The sequence below is a fragment of the Paenibacillus rigui genome (assembly GCF_002234615.1).
Classification (GTDB): domain Bacteria; phylum Bacillota; class Bacilli; order Paenibacillales; family NBRC-103111; genus Paenibacillus_S; species Paenibacillus_S rigui.
Window position 1 is genome coordinate 66,288 of sequence record NZ_NMQW01000014.1, and the last position, 18,610, is coordinate 84,897.

Annotated in this window: 14 protein-coding genes; 13 read left to right on the forward strand and 1 reads right to left on the reverse strand. The window is 52.7% G+C overall.

The features are described from left to right. The first annotated feature begins 254 nt into the window (after positions 1-254). Entirely contained in the window at positions 255-3,143 is a 2,889-nt protein-coding gene (locus CF651_RS10040; protein ID WP_144029039.1) for a hypothetical protein, read from the forward strand. 154 nt (positions 3,144-3,297) lie between these two features. Here CF651_RS10040 and CF651_RS10045 read toward each other — a convergent pair whose 3' ends face one another. Further along, positions 3,298-5,262 carry an ABC-F family ATP-binding cassette domain-containing protein gene (locus tag CF651_RS10045; protein WP_094014718.1) on the reverse strand — a complete coding sequence of 655 codons (1,965 nt, stop codon included), beginning with the start codon at positions 5,260-5,262 and terminating at the stop codon, positions 3,298-3,300. Between the two features lie 330 nt (positions 5,263-5,592). On the opposite strand from CF651_RS10045, the gene CF651_RS10050 reads away from it, so the two are divergent. From CF651_RS10050 to CF651_RS10100, 12 genes are all read left to right on the forward strand, one after another. After that, entirely contained in the window at positions 5,593-6,585 is a 993-nt protein-coding gene (locus tag CF651_RS10050; RefSeq protein ID WP_094014719.1) for an endonuclease/exonuclease/phosphatase family protein, read from the forward strand. A gap of 223 nt (positions 6,586-6,808) precedes the next feature. Next, a complete protein-coding gene (locus CF651_RS10055; RefSeq protein ID WP_094014720.1) occupies positions 6,809-7,438 on the forward strand; it encodes a 5-formyltetrahydrofolate cyclo-ligase in 630 nt (209 codons plus the stop codon). Between the two features lie 28 nt (positions 7,439-7,466). Beyond that, positions 7,467-7,964 carry a cyclic pyranopterin monophosphate synthase MoaC gene (gene moaC, locus CF651_RS10060; RefSeq protein ID WP_094014721.1) on the forward strand — a complete coding sequence of 166 codons (498 nt, stop codon included), beginning with the start codon at positions 7,467-7,469 and terminating at the stop codon, positions 7,962-7,964. A gap of 42 nt (positions 7,965-8,006) precedes the next feature. Continuing rightward, positions 8,007-8,507 (forward strand): molybdopterin adenylyltransferase, encoded by a 501-nt coding sequence (mog, locus tag CF651_RS10065; protein ID WP_094014722.1) that lies wholly within the window; start codon positions 8,007-8,009, stop codon positions 8,505-8,507. Further along, on the forward strand, positions 8,497-9,501 hold the full coding sequence (locus CF651_RS10070; protein ID WP_094014723.1) for a molybdopterin-binding protein: 1,005 nt from the start codon (positions 8,497-8,499) through the stop codon (positions 9,499-9,501). The genes mog and CF651_RS10070 overlap by 11 nt, the downstream gene beginning before the upstream one ends. A gap of 75 nt (positions 9,502-9,576) precedes the next feature. Beyond that, complete coding sequence (tatA, locus tag CF651_RS33135; protein WP_094014724.1) at positions 9,577-9,909, forward strand: twin-arginine translocase TatA/TatE family subunit; 333 nt, start codon at positions 9,577-9,579, stop codon at positions 9,907-9,909. Positions 9,910-9,968: 59 nt separating this feature from the next. Continuing rightward, on the forward strand, positions 9,969-10,727 hold the full coding sequence (gene tatC / locus CF651_RS10080) for a twin-arginine translocase subunit TatC (RefSeq protein ID WP_094014725.1): 759 nt from the start codon (positions 9,969-9,971) through the stop codon (positions 10,725-10,727). A 245-nt stretch (positions 10,728-10,972) separates the two neighbouring features. Further along, the gene (gene groES / locus CF651_RS10085) at positions 10,973-11,254 is read left to right on the forward strand and encodes a co-chaperone GroES (RefSeq protein WP_094014726.1); all 282 of its coding nucleotides are present in this window, start codon (positions 10,973-10,975) and stop codon (positions 11,252-11,254) included. A 121-nt stretch (positions 11,255-11,375) separates the two neighbouring features. Then, positions 11,376-13,004 (forward strand): chaperonin GroEL, encoded by a 1,629-nt coding sequence (gene groL, locus CF651_RS10090; protein ID WP_094014727.1) that lies wholly within the window; start codon positions 11,376-11,378, stop codon positions 13,002-13,004. Positions 13,005-13,643: 639 nt separating this feature from the next. Then, positions 13,644-13,814, forward strand: a complete 171-nt coding sequence (locus tag CF651_RS32230) for a hypothetical protein (protein WP_179232752.1) — start codon at positions 13,644-13,646, stop codon at positions 13,812-13,814. Positions 13,815-13,895: 81 nt separating this feature from the next. After that, the gene (locus CF651_RS10095; RefSeq protein WP_094014728.1) at positions 13,896-15,632 is read left to right on the forward strand and encodes an SWIM zinc finger family protein; all 1,737 of its coding nucleotides are present in this window, start codon (positions 13,896-13,898) and stop codon (positions 15,630-15,632) included. Next, positions 15,629-18,601, forward strand: a complete 2,973-nt coding sequence (locus CF651_RS10100) for a DEAD/DEAH box helicase (RefSeq protein ID WP_094014729.1) — start codon at positions 15,629-15,631, stop codon at positions 18,599-18,601. The genes CF651_RS10095 and CF651_RS10100 overlap by 4 nt, the downstream gene beginning before the upstream one ends. The last annotated feature ends 9 nt before the right edge of the window (positions 18,602-18,610 follow it).

The following is an 18,610-nucleotide window of genomic DNA, read 5'->3' on the forward strand; positions in this document are numbered from 1 at the left end:
GCGAGTTGTCCCAACCGAAATGAAAGCATAGTGGATAATATTCTCACCATCAACCTGTGGATAATGTGTATAACTCTGTGGATGAAACGAAAAGTGCTTATTTTTCTAGGGTAAAGCCATGCTGGAATCAGGGGATAATGTTGTGGATAATGCAATCTTATTCCTCAACTGCACACAGAGTGGATAACATGGGTAATTTTAGGGGAAAGTAGCGTGGAACTATTTATGCTGTGACGGAAGGGAGCAGGTACCGGATGTGGAAAAAGCACAGGCGGATGATGATCTCCGTTACGGGCTTGTGGATAGGTGTTAGCGTAACCTTACTTATAAACAGCGGTGTTTCTCACGAACAAATCCCAACCGTTATGGTCCCCATGGCCTCTACTAAAGCACCTTCAGCCAAGGAACAGCGAGTGGTGCTTGTATCGGTTCCCGGCTTGTCCTTCCTGGAGCTTGGTTACTCACCCGATGCCAGCTCCATCATGCCCGGACTCCAGCGGCTAAAGCCCAATTCCGCTTGGGGGGCTATGAATATACGCACGCCAGGCAAAGGCGCCGCGGATGTGTATTTGTCTATGGGAGCGGGGCAGTTCGCAGAGGGGGGGGCGGGGACCCGAGCGGTACAGCGTTTGGAATGGGTGGATGGGCATTTGTCAGCGGATGCCTATGCCCGTTTCACAGGCTTGGCATATCCAAGCAAAGGAGAGCTGCTGATTCCCGAAAGAGAGCTGCTGCTAAGAGTCAATAAGGGCAGCTATTACAGAGCGGAGCCGGGCCTGCTGGGGGATCAGCTGGAGGCAGCGGGGGTTAGTCTCAGTGTCTGGGGAAATGCAGGCAAAGGCTTCTCAGGGAGCGACCGGACGAGAGAAGAGACGGCCCGCAACGACCGCAGATATGCGCCGCTGATGCTGATGAACCGAAGCGGGACGGTAGCCAAAGGGAGTATAAATGAAACGGGCTTGATATGGGACGGGACCTATCCTTCGGGCTTGCGAACCGATTACGGATGGCTGCTGGACCGGCTGCACGAACAGCCGAGCCGTTCCGTCACCTTGATAGAGCTTGGCGATTTGCAGCGGCTGTATGATGAGAAGCCTATGTATACCGAGGAAGCGTTCAGGCAAATGAAGCGGAAGATTTTGAGCGAGCTTGATCGGTTTATTGGTGAACTGACAATTTCACCGGGATTCACAGCTCATTTTCCCCATCATGAAGCAACTGCGATTGCGGATCCGGGCATGGGACAGGAGCTGTGGCTTTTTAGCCCACAGGTGAATACGGATGCCGCGAAGGCGAAAGCGCTGCTGGCGCCGCTTATGATTTACTCGAAGCATGGCACTGAAGGTCTTCTGACCTCCGAAACGACGCGCCGCGCTGGCATTGTGTCGTTTGTCGATGTCGCTCCGACACTTCTTCAGACCTTCGGTTTGACTGTCCCTAAGGAGATGATCGGACTGCCGATACAAAGGAAGCCCAGGGCAGGAGCATGGGATGAGCTTATGAGCGAGGTAGGCCATATGAGTCAGGTATATGCGGCGCGTCCGAAGCTGCTCTACGGCTTGGCCGTATATGAGATCGTCGTTATGCTTGCTGCACTCGGACTGGGGCTGTTTGCAGCGCATCGGTTAAAGAGCTGTGGCAGATCGGTGCTCAAAGCAGCTCTGTTTTCCCTGCTTCTTGCTCCTGCAGGACTGCTCTGTATGGGCTTGGCCCAAGAAATGGCGACTTGGATCGTGTATGTCTGCACGTTTGGAGGCGTGCTCGCGGTAAGTGCCGTTTGTGGGGTATATGCGAAGTCGCCGCAGCGTGTCATTCTCTGCTTGGCCGTTATCGGCCTGATTGTAGGCGCGCTCTTCATGGAGGATGGATTTCATGGGGCAGAGGCCATGCAGCATTCGGTGCTGGGCTATGATGTGATGATAGGCGCCCGCTATTACGGAATGGGCAACGAATGTATGGGCGTGCTTCTCGGGGCCGCGCTGCTTGGGCTTACCGCGCTGCAGCAGTCGCTGCGGCAATCGCGGCGCGGCCGGCTAAGCGGGCTTGTCGCAGCACAGGTATCCGAGGCTGCGGCGGAATGGCCGCGAGTACAGGCCGCGGCAGGTTTTATGGCGATGGCGCAGGAAGCGGTTCAAGCAACCGAAGCCATCGTTCCGAGAGCCGAAGCGAAAGCGCAGTGCGGAGAGGACGGAGGGATCGGGGCAGGAGGTCTTGGGGCACTGCCAGCATCGGCACGTAGAGGTGGAGCGAAAGCGCAGAGCGGAGAGGACGGAGGGATCGGGGCAGGAGGTCAATGGGCTCTGCCGGCATCGGCACGTAGAGGTGGAGCGAAAGCGCAGTGCGATAGCGCAGCAGGGAGCCGAGCAGCAGCGCTTGCGGACTGCGCGGGTGAGCCCGCGCTCGGCGCCGCCGCTGCAGGGCCAGGCGCCGCGGCAGGCAGCCTCGCGTCGGCTGCCGCTTGGCGCGAGCCGCGCTGGGCGCTCTGGCGCAGCCGCTGGGCCAAGCGCAGCGCCCGGGCCCGCGCAGCGGCATGGCGCGCCGCGCCTGCGGCGGCGGCCGGCGCGCTCGTCGCCGGCTACCTCGCGGCGCCGGCGCTGGGCACGAACGCAGGCGGAGCGCTGTCCGCCGCGGTTGGCTTCGGCGCGCTCGGTGCGCGCCTGGCCGGCGGGCGCCGATGGCTGCGCACGGCGCCCGTACTTGCGCTGCTGCTGTGCGCAGCGCTCGCCGGTCTGTGGCTGCTCAACGGCGGAGCAGCCATGGGCGGTGCGGCCGATCGGCAAAGCCACATCGGCCGGGCGTTCGAGTCGCTGCTCCAGGGGCGGCTCGACCTGATCGGGGACATCATCTCGCGTAAGGTCGAGATGAATGTCCACCTGATCGGTGTCTCGGCCTGGAGCAAGGTGCTGCTGACCAGCCTCGCCGTCATGGCGGTCCTGGTGCTGCGGCCGCGGGGGCGATTCCGCCGCTGGCAGCGGCTTTACCCGTACCTGATGTACGGGATCGCAGCCAATGTTATGGGCACAATCGCAGCGCTCCTGCTGAATGATTCGGGCATCGTCGCCGCAGCGACGATGATCGTATACAGCAGCGTGCCGCTGCTGCTGCTCAAGCTGGATGGCGACACGATTTCGGATGTCAGGTGAGTCCTTTAAGAGACCTGACCACAGTCTATTTAACAAAAAGGCGCCCCATCACAGGGGGATGCCGCTGAAAAGTGTTGTGCCCGGATTTTCGTACAGAACGATTCCGTCCACTCCGCCAGTTATTCAGTGGCCCCATCCACAGGGCGCCTTTGTTTTATTCCGCGAGCTGTTCCCATTGCTCATAGCAATCGGCCAGCTCGGATTTTTTTTGTTCTATCGCTTCGTTTTTTTGCTGTACCAGCACGTAATCGTTATATACCTCGGGTTGAGCCAGCTCTGATTCCAGCTCGGCGATTTCCTCCTCCAGCCGCGCGATATCCTGCTCGAGCTGCTCCAGCTTGCGCTGACGGGATCGTTCCTCCCGCTTGGCCTGCTTGTTGGACTCATAGCCGCTGTCCGCTGCTGCGGCGGCACTGCCGGTTGAACTGCTGCCCGCGCTTCCGCTGCCCGTCCCTTTGCCCTTGGCGGCCTCGGCCAACCGGCGCTGCTGCTCCATCTCCGCAAGCTCCTGCTTTTTCTCCACGTAGTCATCGTAGTTGCCAAGATATGAAGTGACGCCTTCACGCGTCAGCTCGAGCATGGACTCTGCCATTTTGTTAAGAAAATAACGGTCATGGGAGATGAACAGCAGTGTACCCTCATAATCGATCAGCGCCGATTCGAGCACTTCCTTGCTGAACAGGTCCAAATGGTTCGTCGGCTCATCGAGAATGAGGACATTGGCCTTTTCCAGCATCAGCTTGGCCAGCGAGACGCGGGCCTTTTCGCCGCCGCTCAGCGACGAGATTTTTTTGAATACATCCTCGCCGCTAAACAAGAAGCTGCCGAGCACTGTCCGTATGCGGGCCTCCTCCAGGTTCGGGAACGCGTTCCATAATTCATCCAATATGGTATGGTTCGGATTCAGCTGGCTCTGTTCCTGATCGTAATACCCGATACGTACATTGGCACCCCAATTAATGGAGCCGCTGTTTGGCTGCCGCTGTCCGATCATCGTCTTGAGCAGCGTCGATTTTCCGATCCCGTTCGGACCGATCAAGGCCGCCGTATCGCCGCGGCGCAGCTGAAAGGAGACATTTCGCAGCAGCGGCTTCGTCCCGTCGAACGAAATCGATACGTCGCTTACCTGCAGCACTTCCTTACCTGAGGCCTGCTCCACCTCAAAAGCAAAATGTGCTCGTTTCAAATCTCCAAGCGGCTTATCCAGCCGGTCCATTTTTTCCAACGCCTTGCGGCGGCTTTGTGCCCGCTTGGTGGTCGAGGCCCGTACCAGGTTCTTCTGAACGAACTCCTCCATCTTCGCAATTTCTTCCTGCTGCTTTTCGAACTGCTTCATTTGGATATCATATTCCGCCTGCTTCAGCTCCACATAGCGGGTGTAGTTGCCTGTGTAGCGCTTGGAGGTGGTCCGTTCAATTTCATAGATCGCATCGACTAACGCATCCAAAAAATAACGGTCATGGGATACGACCAGAATGGCGCCCGAATAGGAACGCAGGTAGCCTTCAAGCCAGGTCAAGGTTTGAATGTCCAGATGGTTCGTCGGCTCATCGAGCAGCAGCAGGTCAGGGGCCTGAAGCAGCATTTTGGCCAGCGCGAGCCGTGTTTTTTGTCCGCCGCTCAATGTGTTGACGGGAGTTTCCGGCGCAAAATCGCCGAAGCCCATGCCATGCAGGACACCGCGTATCCGCGCCTCCGCTTCGTAGCCGCCTTGCTCCTTAAACCATTCGGAGCGCTCGGCGTACTTTTTCATCGTGTCCTCGGTTTGCTTCTCGCTCGCAAGCACCTCCGGATCCGCCATCATCGCTTCCAGCCTGCGAAGCTCCTGCTCCGCTTCTTCCAAATGGGCGAACACGCTCCGCATTTCGTCCCAGATGGAACGGTCGGAGATGAGTCCGCTATTTTGCTTCAAATAACCGATCTTTGTTTCCTTCGCTTTGAAAATATCTCCGGATTCGTAGGACATCTCGCCGGCGATGATTTGAAGCAGCGTCGATTTGCCTGCGCCGTTTACCCCAACCAGCCCGATGCGTTCTCTGGCTTCGATTTGTAAAGATATATTGGAAAGCACGGTATTGATCCCGTAGCTTTTTGTAATTCCCGATACTTGCAGCAGCATGAGTTAAAGCCTCCTAAACGATATGCATCCAAGTCTACAATTCTACTTTGTGAAATAGAGCTTTTTATCTTTTCAAAACAACACTTTCAGTGTATCATGTTCTTCTCCAGTTTTCAGCTTATTGTGCGGATATGTATTTATTCACAATGTTATACACAATATCAACAAAGTTCAAACGCTTTCTGTGTACAGTTTTTCGACCAAGTATGAACATATCCACAATTCCACTTATCCACAGTGTTGGCAACGGATTTTCCACCGTTTTCCGCGTATACAAACAAAACGCTTCTATTATATGCTCAAGTTAACCTAAGGAGGGGAGGGGAGCTTGTGCACATACCGCAAAATGATTCGGGATTATCGAAGCGGGGCGGATCCATTCATGCGAGAAAGTATGTTCGTATCGAGGCTTGTGCGGTGCTGCTGGCGCTTCTTGTTTCAAGCTTGTTGATAGGACTGAACGTATCGTCGCTTTGTTTCCAAAGAACGGAAGCCGCTGTCCTCAAGCCAGGCCTTTCTTTCCCCTCCATCGCTGCGTTCCTTGCTCCTTTCCCCGCTGCTGCAGCTTCCAAGCCGGGTGATTCGCAGGGCGCAGCCTCATCCGGTGACTCGTCCCGGGCTTCAGCCTCAGCAGCTTCCGCTTCCATTAAAACGCTTCGCTTTATGACGTTTAATATTCGCCACGCCAAAGGTTTAGATGGTCAAGTACGTCTTGCTGCGATTGAGCGGCAAATTGAGCAGGGGCAAGCCGATGTCGTTGCGCTTCAGGAGGTAGACCGATACCAGTGGCGCAGCGGACTTACAGATCAGGCCCGGGCATTAGCCGGCAGGCTGGGCATGCATTATATTTTCGCGCCGGCCGTCAAGCAGGGACTGTCTGAATATGGTATTGCACTTCTCAGCCGCTATCCTGTCGAGCAGGCATCCATAGTTCCGCTGTCCGGCGGCAAGGAGCCGCGCGTGGTGCTTGAAGCCGTGGTCAAGCCTCGTTCCAATTCGTTTTTGACGGTGGTTACGACGCATCTGGGTGTTCCTCATGCGGACCGAGTGCAGCAGGTGCCCGAGCTCATCAGGCTGATTCAATCCATACACACGCCTGTTGTGGTTATGGGAGATTTGAATATGGAGGACACGGATCCTTTAATGAGCGATTTTCATAAGCTGCTTACCAAGGTCCGTTTAATCCAGCCTCAGGCTACGGTAGTGGATGGCGGAGAGATTGATCACCTGTTAACGAGCGTTGCAGGTCAGGCGACGGCCTGGACGGAGCCAACGACGGCATCCGACCATGTCCCGGTACTGGGCAGCATTCGGGTCCCTTGAAGAGGTCCAGAAGCGGGAGCTCCTATCAGCCGGATTTTGTCTCGTGAAACGTCCTTTTTTCGGCCTTAAGCTTTCCATTACTTGCTTTTGCACTTTTTATGGTAAACTAAGGGAGAGTCAATTTCATTTTCACCTTTTGCCGCAAAAAAATTTGCTATAAGCATTTCACGGCATTAGAATGATGTTAATCACGTTACCGACCCCACCAAAGAGAGGCCGTTACATGAATATAAAAGAATGGAAAATCGAGCTTCGGCGGCAGGCCGAGTCTGAAAGGAACGCTTTGTCCCCTGCCGAACGCGCTCAGAAATCAAAAGCTATTAATGAAGCCCTTATCCGGAGGATCGATGACATCTTTCGGACACACGGGAAAAAAAATCATCCCCCCACTCTGTTTACTTATATGCCTATCAAGTCCGAGGTCGATGTGAAGCCGGTGATGGAAGCATGCTGGAACAAGCGCTACCGAATCGTCGTTTCCAAGGTACAGCCGGAGGACAAGCTGCTGAAGCTGTATGAGATTCGTACGTATGACGATTTGGAGAAAGGCACCTGGGGGATTCTTGAGCCGAAGGCTGATGCCCCGCAGTTGCTGGATATTAAGCAGATTGATGCAGTGCTGGTGCCCGGCTTGGCCTTTGACCGTAATTTGGGCCGTTTAGGGTATGGCGGGGGTTATTACGACCGGTTTATACAGCAGTATGTACGTGCAGGATGGACGAAGCCCTATATTTTGGCAGGCGCCTACGACATCCAGATGATTGAGGAAGTACCCATGGGATTGTTCGATTTCCGGCTGGATGAATTAATTACAGAGGAAAGAACGATCCGTGCGGCGAAAAGTAGAGGCTAGATAGAAACAACCAAAGGAGGGTACGCTCATGGCTGACTCCAGGAGTCCTTTGACGCATTTTAACGAGCAGGGCCGAGCACGGATGGTCGATATTTCGGATAAGCAGGAGACGAGCCGAAGCGCAACCGCTCGGACAACCGTTTCAATGCAGCCGACGACGCTGGCTCTGATCAAGGAAGGCAAAATAGGCAAAGGCGATGTGCTGGCCGTTGCGCAGGTTGCCGCGGTCATGGCCGCGAAGAAGACATCGGACTGGATTCCGATGTGCCACCCGCTGTCGCTTACCGGCGTCGATATCCGTTTTTTCGATAACGGTCATAACGAGCTTTACATTGAAGCTACCGTAAGGACCAAGGGGCAAACCGGCGTCGAGATGGAAGCACTCACGGCGGTGTCGGCTGCGTCGCTTACGGTTTATGATATGTGCAAGGCTGCCGAGAAAAGCATGATCATCGGACCGACGCTGTTAATGAGCAAAACCGGGGGCAAAAGCGGCGATTATCAGAGAAACGATACGGAGCAGTAATTCAATACAACGACCAATGAACCCATGGAGAGGAGTAAGCTTATGCGTTGGAAAGTGGCGATTTTGACCGCAAGCGATCGAGGATCCCGGGGAGAGCGAGAAGACACGAGTGCCCAAGTGATTCGGGAACTGATCGAAGAAGAGATTAACGGGGAAATCGTGGAATACCGTGTCGTGCCGGATGAGAAGGACGAAATTATGGCTGCACTCATCGAAATGACGGATTACTTCAAGGTAGATCTCATTTTGACGACGGGCGGAACAGGGCTGGCCCCGCGTGATGTCACTCCGGAAGCGACCTTGGCCGTGCTTGATCGTCAAGCGATGGGCTTTGTCGAAGCGATGCGGATGATCGCAATGCAAAAAACGCCGAAGGCGATGCTGTCCCGAGCCGTTTCGGGTATCCGCGGCAGAACGCTCATTATTAACCTGCCGGGCAGCCCGAAGGGGGTCTCGGAAAATTTGGCTGCCATTATGGATCAGCTGCCGCATGCGCTCGGAATTTTGACAGGACGTGAAGGAGACCATGGGGATGAGGCCTGAATCGATGCTGCGGGAAGTGAAGGTTGAGGATGCGATCGGCTTGATGCTGGCCCATGATCTGACCCAGATTATTCCCGGGAAGTTCAAGGGAAGGCTGTTTACCAAAGGGCACAAAATCCGCGAGGAGGATATTCCCGCGCTGCTCAGCATCGGTAAGGAGCACATTTATGTCATGGACATTCAAGAGGGATGGCTGCATGAGGATGATGCCGCGTTTCGCATGGCCCGGGCTGCATCGGGGGCTAACGTGGAGCTAACTTCGCCTCATGAAGGGAAAATCACGTTGAAATCGACCATCCACGGCTTGGCCAAAATACATAAACCGTTGGTCGACGCGATCAATTCCATCGATCAGCTGGTCATGTCAACAACGAAGACCAATACAGTTGTCAAACCGGGGCATCCTTTAACCGGGACGCGGGTGATCCCTTTGCTGGTTGAGGAAACGTCCATTCGGCAGATGGAGCAGCTTGCAAACGAGGCCTCCGAGCCTTTGGTGCAGGTGAAGCCCTTCCATTCACTCCGCGTAGGTCTGATCACGACGGGCAGTGAAGTATTCAAGGGGCGGATTCAGGACAAATTCGGTCCGATCGTTCGGGAAAAGGTGGCCGCGTTAGGGTCGGAGGTCATCGAGCAGCGGCTCGCGCCGGATGAGAGCGACGTAATTGTCCGCGAAATCCGTTATTTTTTGGAGGAGCAGAAGGCGGATCTGATTCTGGTAACCGGCGGTATGTCGGTGGATCCCGATGACCGTACACCAGGCGCGATCAGGCAGGCAGGGGCTCGTATTGTCAGCTATGGAACTCCGATGCTTCCCGGCTCCATGCTGCTGGTCGGCTATTTGGACGACGTGCCTATTATGGGACTTCCCGGCTGCGTCATGCATGATCCCTACACCTCCTTTGACGCCCTGCTGCCCCGTATTTGTGCCGGAGAACAGATCGTCCGCGCGGATATTACGGAGCTCGGATACGGAGGGCTGTACGGCTGCTAGGCTGGCTTCGGACGTATCCCCATCCAGGATTCATGCACGGAAAGATATACACATGTAGAGAGGATAAATGCCTTTATGTTCGGGAATTTGGGCTTTACCGAAATTTTACTTATTGCTATCGTTGCTCTTGTTATATTCGGACCCCATAAGCTTCCGGAGCTTGGACGTTCCCTGGGCAAAACCATGCGTGAATTCAAGAACGGCGCACGCGAGCTGATGGAGGACGTTCGTACGCCTCCCGAAGCGGAGCGCAAAGACGTGACACCATCCGTGGCGCCCAGCGGGACCGTCCAGCATGCGTCGGCAGCGCCCAAGGAACAGGCTGCGCCGGCAGCTGCAAATCCTACCGATACCCAGCAGGACAAACCGGTTAAGCCTGCAGCAGATCCCCGCAGACTGCCCGAGTAGGGAACAAGGCGGATCAATCTTTTTTCTTTACTAATTCAAAGCTAAGTTGGTGAAACTGCATGGAAAAGGATGAAGGGATGTCCTTGGTCGAGCACCTGGGCGAGCTTCGTAAACGGATCATATGGGTGCTGGTCGTCCTTATCATCGGGATGGTCATCGGTGTGTTCGTCGCACAGCCGGCCATTGCTTATCTCAAAACAATACCGCCGGCCAACAACATCGGCTGGTATACGTTTTCCCCTTGGGAGCCTTTACGGATGTACATGAGCTTTGCTCTTGTCGTAGGCCTTATTGTTACACTGCCTTTTTCGCTGTACCAGCTTTGGGCATTTCTGAAGCCCGGACTGCGGGTAGAGGAGCAGAAGGCATCGCTTATATTTATTCCGTTTGCTTTTTTATTGTTCCTGTTGGGTCTGGCCTTCGGCTATTTCGTTGTGTTCCAAATGGCATTTTTGTTTACTTCCGGCATTGCAGGGAAGCTGGAGCTGAAGGAAACGTACGGGATCGCCCAATATTTTTCGTTCATGTTCAATATTTTAATTCCGATTGCCCTTGTATTCGAGCTGCCGATTGTGGTCATGTTCCTGACCAAGCTTCGCATTTTGAACCCGAAGCGGCTGCACAAAATTCGCCGTTACGCTTACATGATTTTGGTGATCGTAGCTGCGGTTATTACGCCGCCTGATGCCATTTCTGCCATTATCGTGGCGATTCCTATGATTATTTTATATGAATTCAGCGTCATGCTTTCCGGGGTTATCTACAGGAAGCAGCTGCTGAAGGATCAGGCCTGGGAAGAGGAGTTCGGTCCGAAATAACGTCCGCTTTTGACAGCTTTTGCTTGCTGCGAAGGCGGATTTTTTTTCCGGATGGACATGTCGTATATATAAATTTGGAATGGATACAATGTATGGGGTGTGAAAAATCGGTAAAATCCTGAAAACCACTTGCAAAATTCACACAAACTGATTATCATAATAAGTGTTGTTAGCACTTAACATATTCGAGTGCTAACAGAAACGGATCAAACGAACAACCATAATCTAAAGGAGGCTATTTTCTCATGATCAAACCGTTAGGCGATCGCGTAGTCATTGAAGCCATTGCTAAGGAGGAAACCACAGCAAGCGGTATTTTTCTTCCGGAGACTTCTAAAGAAAAGCCGCAAGAGGGTAAAGTAGTAGCAGTAGGCAGCGGCACTCTGAAAGACGGAGAGCGTATTCCGTTGGAAGTGAAAGAAGGCGACCGTATTATTTTCTCCAAATACGCTGGCACAGAAGTGAAATACGATGGCCGCGAGCTTCTGATTATGCGTGAAAGCGACATTCTTGCCGTTTTAGCCTAATTTAGCAGGCCCATACTTAGGTTAGTCCATTAGCAGCTACTTTATGAGTGGAAGCTTTTACTTATGACAATTAACGGAACGTTTCTAAATATAAATCATATTTTTCGGGAGGGTATCACACATGGCAAAAGAAATTAAGTTCAGTGAAGAAGCTCGTCGTTCGATGCTGCGTGGCGTGGACGCACTTGCTAATGCTGTAAAAGTTACTTTGGGTCCTAAAGGCCGCAACGTCGTTCTGGAGAAAAAATTCGGCAGCCCGCTGATCACGAACGACGGCGTAACGATCGCTAAAGAAATCGAGCTGGAAGATGCATTCGAGAACATGGGTGCGCAGCTGGTTAAAGAAGTAGCTACCAAAACAAACGATGTTGCCGGTGACGGTACAACAACAGCTACGGTTCTGGCCCAAGCGATGATCCGCGAAGGCTTGAAAAACGTTACTGCAGGCGCTAACCCTATGGTTGTCCGCAAAGGGATCGACAAAGCGGTTAAAGCGGCTGTAGCAGAGCTGAAAAACATCTCCAAAGCGATCGAGGGCAAACAATCCATCGCTCAAGTAGCGGCTATCTCCGCAGCTGACGATGAAGTGGGCCAACTGATTGCAGAGGCTATGGAAAAAGTGGGCAAAGACGGCGTTATCACCGTTGAAGAGTCCAAAGGCTTTGCAACTGAGCTTGAAGTGGTTGAAGGTATGCAGTTCGACCGCGGTTATATCTCCCCTTACATGATTACCGATACAGACAAAATGGAAGCTGTATTGGATAACCCATACATCTTGATCACAGACAAAAAGATCTCCAACATTCAAGAGATTCTGCCTGTGCTTGAGAAAGTCGTACAGCAAGGCAAACCACTCGTGATCATCGCTGAAGACGTAGAAGGCGAAGCGTTGGCTACGTTGGTTGTGAACAGACTCCGCGGTACATTCACTTGCGTTGCGGTAAAAGCTCCTGGCTTCGGCGACCGTCGTAAAGCTATGCTGCAAGATATCGCTGCCTTGACTGGTGGTCAAGTGATTACGGAAGAGCTTGGCTTGGATCTGAAATCGACAACTCCAGACCAATTGGGTTCCGCTCGTCAAGTGCGTGTAACCAAAGAAAATACAATCGTTGTGGACGGCTCCGGCGACAAAAAAGACATCGGCGCTCGTATTTCCCAAATCCGTGCCCAATTGGAAGAGACAACTTCCGACTTCGACAAAGAGAAGCTGCAAGAGCGTCTGGCTAAATTGTCCGGCGGCGTAGCGGTTATCAAAGTCGGTGCGGCTACTGAAACTGAGTTGAAAGAGCGCAAGCTTCGCATCGAAGATGCTCTGAACGCAACTCGTGCGGCTGTAGAAGAAGGTATCGTATCCGGTGGTGGTACAGCCCTGGTGAACGTATACGCGGCTGTAGCGGCTGTTCAAGCTTCCGGCGATGAGCAAACAGGTGTTAACATCGTTCTTCGCTCCCTGGAAGAGCCTGTACGTACAATCGCGGCTAACGCAGGTCAAGAAGGCTCCGTTATCGTTGAGCGCCTGAAAAAAGAGCCAGTAGGTATCGGCTACAATGCAGCGACTGGCGAATGGGTGAACATGTTCGACTCCGGTATCGTTGACCCTGCGAAAGTAACTCGTTCCGCATTGCAAAACGCAGCTTCCGTTGCAGCTATGTTCTTGACAACTGAAGCGGTTATCGCTGACAAACCGGAAAAAGACAAACCAGCTATGCCTGATATGGGCGGCATGGGTGGTATGGGCGGCATGATGTAATAAGGGCGCAACGTCCTTATGCATCAAGGGTTTTCATGAGCGGAAACGCTGTTTGACCACACAAAATAGGCTTCTCACGAGTTCAGATCGAACTCTGTGAGAAGCCTATTTTTATTAAGGGTTGCGTAGTTCAGTCAACAAAATCGAGTTTGATTTCACAGTAGACCTTCAAAGCTTAGATGAGCATACTTTTGTCATGCATGGATATTGATTCCGAAGGTTTTCAAGATAGCATTAAAAAATAGATTCTGAATCTTACCTCAATATACTTATCTTTCTTGTATGAAGTAAACCATCCCGGACATTATAAAATTCTCCAGTCCATTGAACCAACTTTCCGTAATACTTTCCATTGTCTTTTTTCTGTGCACTAGTCATGGAGTCCAATGATTTCTTAATGCTGTTGAGTCCGTACTTATGACACAAGTGTTCTTAGTTCCAACTCTTCAGCACTTTTTTTACAGATTCCGACAAAAATCATTCTTTTGTGAGTTTTTTGTGAGAATAGTCCTGTATAATATGGGTATTGAGAACTATTTCATTGGTAGAGGAGCATGATACTTAACAAAAACACCTGCAAACTTGTTTATTGGCGATGGTATGACCATAGCCGAGTTCAACCAAATGGAGGAGATTTTAATGGATGATACATATTTTAAACAGCTAAGGAAGATGAGCTATGAGGATGAAATGAGGTACAGGCTGCTCATCCGCGGGGTAAAACAAATTCTCGTTGAAAAGAAGGAAGAAGGACTGCTTAAGAAGCTGTTCCGAAGGAAAAAGCATATCGAAGCAAAAGCCTGGAAATAAGCGTGTGTCGGATAACTGCATCAACGAAGCAACCCTCCTATGATATAATAAGCATATTATTATGTTTCATGGAGGCAGTCGATGGTCAGCCTGACTTATCAAGAACTTATTCAGCGGATACGTCCCTATTTCTCTCAAACGATCCTCAAACGAGGTTGGCAATATTATAAAGACGATACGATCGAACAATTCCAAGCCGAAAGTGAGTCCATCATTAAGGCTGTCGTATATGGCTCGGTCAAATATTTTGTGAAGCTGGATTTGAAACAGTTCCGCAATAGCCGCTGCAATTGTCCGCATGATGAATATTGCAAGCATATGGCCGCTATCTTGTATGAAGCGAGCTACCGCGCGGGCCTTCAGCCGAAGCAGCTGCTGTCACCAACCCCGAAGCTGCTCTCAGAGCAGGTGGAGGTAGAGGTAGAAACAGCTGGAGGAAAAGCGGCTTCGTCTTCCAGTCTGAAGCCTCAAATCAAGCTGGGGATCCAGGAGAGCGCTGCTTCTGCGGAGGTCCGCCCACCTGGTCAATCCTTAAGCGGCAATGAATCTACTGCTGATATGGAGAAGGCTCCTTCGGCAGCTCTTGCAAAGAAGTCGGGAGGAAGCAGGGCCACTCCCAAGGAGAAAGGCAGTGCAGCCGACTGGCATCGCTATTTTGAGAAGCAGTTTGAGCATTTCTCTATGTACGAAAACGGCCGTGAGATGGAGGAACTGTTCACCCAGGTAATGGAATGGTTTCTTCCCTTTGCCTCTGGCTGGGAGAGCACGCGTCGGTTGCTGTACGGCATGCATGTCGTTTTATTCGTGATGAAGCGGGTGGACGAGCTTCGTGCGGAGATGATGCGCCAGCATTATTACAGGCTTTTTGGTTATGCCCGAATTTTCACGGACATAGCCGAGCAATGCTTGCAAGTGATGACGGACATGGTCCAGCGAGTGAACCGAATGGAGGCTCAGGAACGGTATCCGGAGCTGCTTCAAGCCACGGTACAATACTTAAGCGAGCATGCATTCCCGGAGCATAAATCTTCGATGCCTTGGGACGACGTCTACAGCCTGATTTGGCGCAAATTGCTCATTCATCCGGCTTTGCGGGAACATGAACGGGCCCGTATCTCCGAAGCGCTGGCGAACCAGCGGCTATTTCCTGCGTGTAGAGATGCGCTCGTGGTGAGCAGAGCCTTTTTTGATGTGCTGGATCGAAATGATCGTCGAGCACGTCAATGGCTTGAGGAAGAGCTCAGCGGACAAGGAACAGTGCTCATTTTTTCTCTACTCGAGGGCTTCGTGTCGGATAAGGATTGGGATCGGCTTGTGGAATGGCTTCACTGGCTTGTCCCGATTATCAAAACTTCCGGTGGTGCCATGATGGATCGGTATTTTGCCTATTGGCTGGAGGCGGTCAAGCATCTGGAGCTGGAACGGGAATGGCAAAGCGTGATTCGGTCCATGCTGCCGGAAAGCTATCCTTTTTATGCGCGTATGCTGTTTGAGCAGCAGCGGTTTCAGGAATGGGTCGATATCAATATTATTTTCATGCGGTCGCCTTCCCATTTTAGTGCGGCTGAGCTTAAGCAGGTAGAGGCTTATGATGGACGATTGCTGCTGCCTATGTACCATTTTGCCGTAGAGCGGTCCGTACTTGAGAAAAATCGCACATCCTATAAGACCGCGGTCCGGCTGCTCAAAAAGCTGACAGCTCTCTGCAAGCGTTTAAAGGAGCCTGAACGCTGTGAGCAGTATATTCAACAAATCAGCAAGCAGTATTCCCGGTACCGTGCTTTTCAGGAAGAGCTGCGGAAAGGAAAGCTGCTATGATCGATGTACTCGAAACGCTGTATGTTCATGTGGAACGACGGGAGGAGGGGCAGTTCCTGCTTCGCGGCTATGGGGAAGAGCAGAGGGACATGCATCCGCATATTGTCAAAATCCGTCTGTTTACCTGGCATGTGCCGTCCCACTACGGAACCACGCTTGCGGAACAGGAGGCTGGCTGGCTGCTTTCGCCCTATATGGCGCTGCATTATTTGGGTTCGGATGCAACCTCTTTGCATGGAAAAATCGTGTGGAGCCCGGAGGCCGAGCTGCTGCGCAAGCTGGCGTCCTGCTTCAAGCAAGCCTTGGCACATGGCTGGTATGTTCCTTCTTTTGACGCCTGGAAGCAGGGAGGCTGGGGCTGGCGTCTTCTTTTGCCGGCGGAGGAAAAACGAGCTTACGCTGAGCTGCGTTCCGAATCGGCTCAGATCGGATGGTACGATACCGAGAAGTGGTTCGAGCAAGCTGTACAGGAGCTGATCGAGCAGGAGGGCGGGCCACACAGTGCTTGGAATGAGCTTCGGGACAAGCATGTGCTGCTGCAGCACGTAAGTAAGGGTTCGACTGCGGATGAGCAAGGTTCTTGTGAGGATTTGGAATGGATGAGTGAGGAGGATTGGCTTCAGGCTATCGGCTGGACGCAAGACAACACACCATTCCGGCTTTGTCTCCAGCTGATTGAGCCTATGGTTGGTCAGGATCCTGAGATGGAGATGGAGGACGAGGACAATTGGCGGTTGAAAATCATTGCCCAGGACAAGCACGACCCGAGCCTGCTGCGTGAAATTGGTCCGCGATTAAGGCCCTCCGATCTGCCTGCGCACTGGCTGGAGCATTTCAGCGAAAAGCTGGAGAAGGACGTGGAGGCTTGGCTGCGCATCGTCCCTATTCTGCGTGATGAGACAAGGCCGGATCAGCTGTTAACGGAGCTGACGGATGATCAGGCGTGGGAGTTCATGGATAACAGCAGCTTGAAGCTGCTGCAGGCGGGATTCTCTGTCTGGCTTCCATCGTGGTGGGACGATTTGATGAAGGCGAAGCCCAAGCTGAAGGCCCAGGTGAAATCGACAGGCAGCAGCACAGGTGAGGGTTCCCTGGTCGGACTCGGCCAGCTGATCGATTTTGACTGGAAGGTAGCCCTCGGGGATGTTGATTTGTCGGAAGCGGAGTTCATGCAGATGGCAGCTGATAAAAAGCGGCTCATGTTTATCCGCGGCAGATGGGTACAGCTGGACCCGGCCTTCCTGGAGCAGGTTCGGCAGACGATGAAGCAGGTGGAGAAAAGACGCGGGCTTTATTTCCGTGATGTGCTGGAGCTTCATCTGCTTGGACCGGGGAACGGTGAGGGAGAGCCGGGTACGGGCGATGATAACCAATCCGATGCCGGAAGACTCCAGATTCATATGGAGCTGAATGAGCATTTGCACAAGCTGATGCTTCAGCTTCAGCAGGCGGGACGCATTCCTATCGTAAAGCCGTCTCCGTCTTTGCAGGCGGAGCTAAGGAGCTACCAGCAGGACGGCTTCTCGTGGCTGCTGTTTCTGCGTTCGCTCGGGCTGGGCGGCTGCTTGGCGGATGATATGGGACTCGGCAAGACGGTGCAGTTTATCAGCTACTTGCTTCATACGAGAGAGGCTGCTTCCCGTAAAGCGAAGAAGGGATTGCCGGTCTCTCCTGCGCTGTTAATCTGTCCGACCTCTGTGCTGGGTAATTGGCAGAAGGAGCTCGCTCGTTTCGCACCAACGCTGAGAGTGCACTTGCATTACGGCCCGCAGCGGGCCAAGGAGGGTGCTTTTTCCGCAGAGGTTCAATCGATGGATCTGGTTCTGACGTCGTACCCTCTCGCCCAAATGGATGAGGAGGAGCTGATGAGCGTTCGCTGGGATGTCATTTGCATCGATGAAGCACAAAACATAAAGAACGCCTATACGAAGCAGTCTTCGGCCGTTAGGCGCCTAGAGGGCGACCACAAAATAGCTCTGACCGGCACTCCCATCGAAAACCGTTTGAACGAGCTGTGGTCCATCTTCGACTTTATCAATCCCGGATATTTGGGGAATCAGCGCCAGTTTGGATATCAGTATGTCAATCCGATTGAAAAAACGCGTGATGAGGACCGTATTCTTCAGCTGCAGAAGCTGGTTAAGCCTTTCCTATTGCGCAGAGAGAAAAAGGACCCGGCGATCCAGCTGGATCTTCCCGATAAAAATGAGATGAAGGCGTACGTTGCGTTGACTCCCGAGCAGGGGGCTCTGTATGAGAATGTGGTCCGGAATTTGATGGAGAAAATCGACAAGCTGACAGGCATGGAGAAAAAAGGACTCATCCTTTCCACTTTGACGAAGCTGAAGCAAATATGCAACCACCCGGCATTGCTGCTTAAAGAAATGGCGATCGATGAGCATGCGAAGGAACGATCGATCAAGATGCTCCGTCTGCTTGAGATGATTGATGAGCTGAGAGCGGAGGGCGACAATTGCTTGATTTTCACCCAATTTGTCGAAATGGGGCACATACTTCAGCAGCTCATTGAACTGGAGCGGGGAGAGCCGGTACAGTTTCTGCACGGCGGGGTTCCCAAGGCGAAGCGCGATGAGATGGTAACCCGGTTTCAGGATGCTTCGCTTCCCGAAGAGGAACGATGCGGTATTTTCATCTTATCCTTGAAGGCGGGAGGGACCGGCTTGAACCTGGTTGCGGCGAATCATGTATTTCATTTTGATCGCTGGTGGAACCCGGCTGTGGAGAACCAAGCGACGGACCGTGCATTCCGTATCGGACAAACCAAAGATGTTCAGGTGCACAAATTTGTCGCGCTCGGGACGTTGGAGGAACGGATCGATGAGATGATTGAGCGTAAGCAAGGGCTTAGTGACCAGATCGTAGGAGGCGGCGAGAACTGGGTGACGGAGATGTCCACTGAGGAGCTGAAGGATTTGTTCGTTTTAAGAAAGGAATGGATGGGAAAGTGAGGTGCAGAG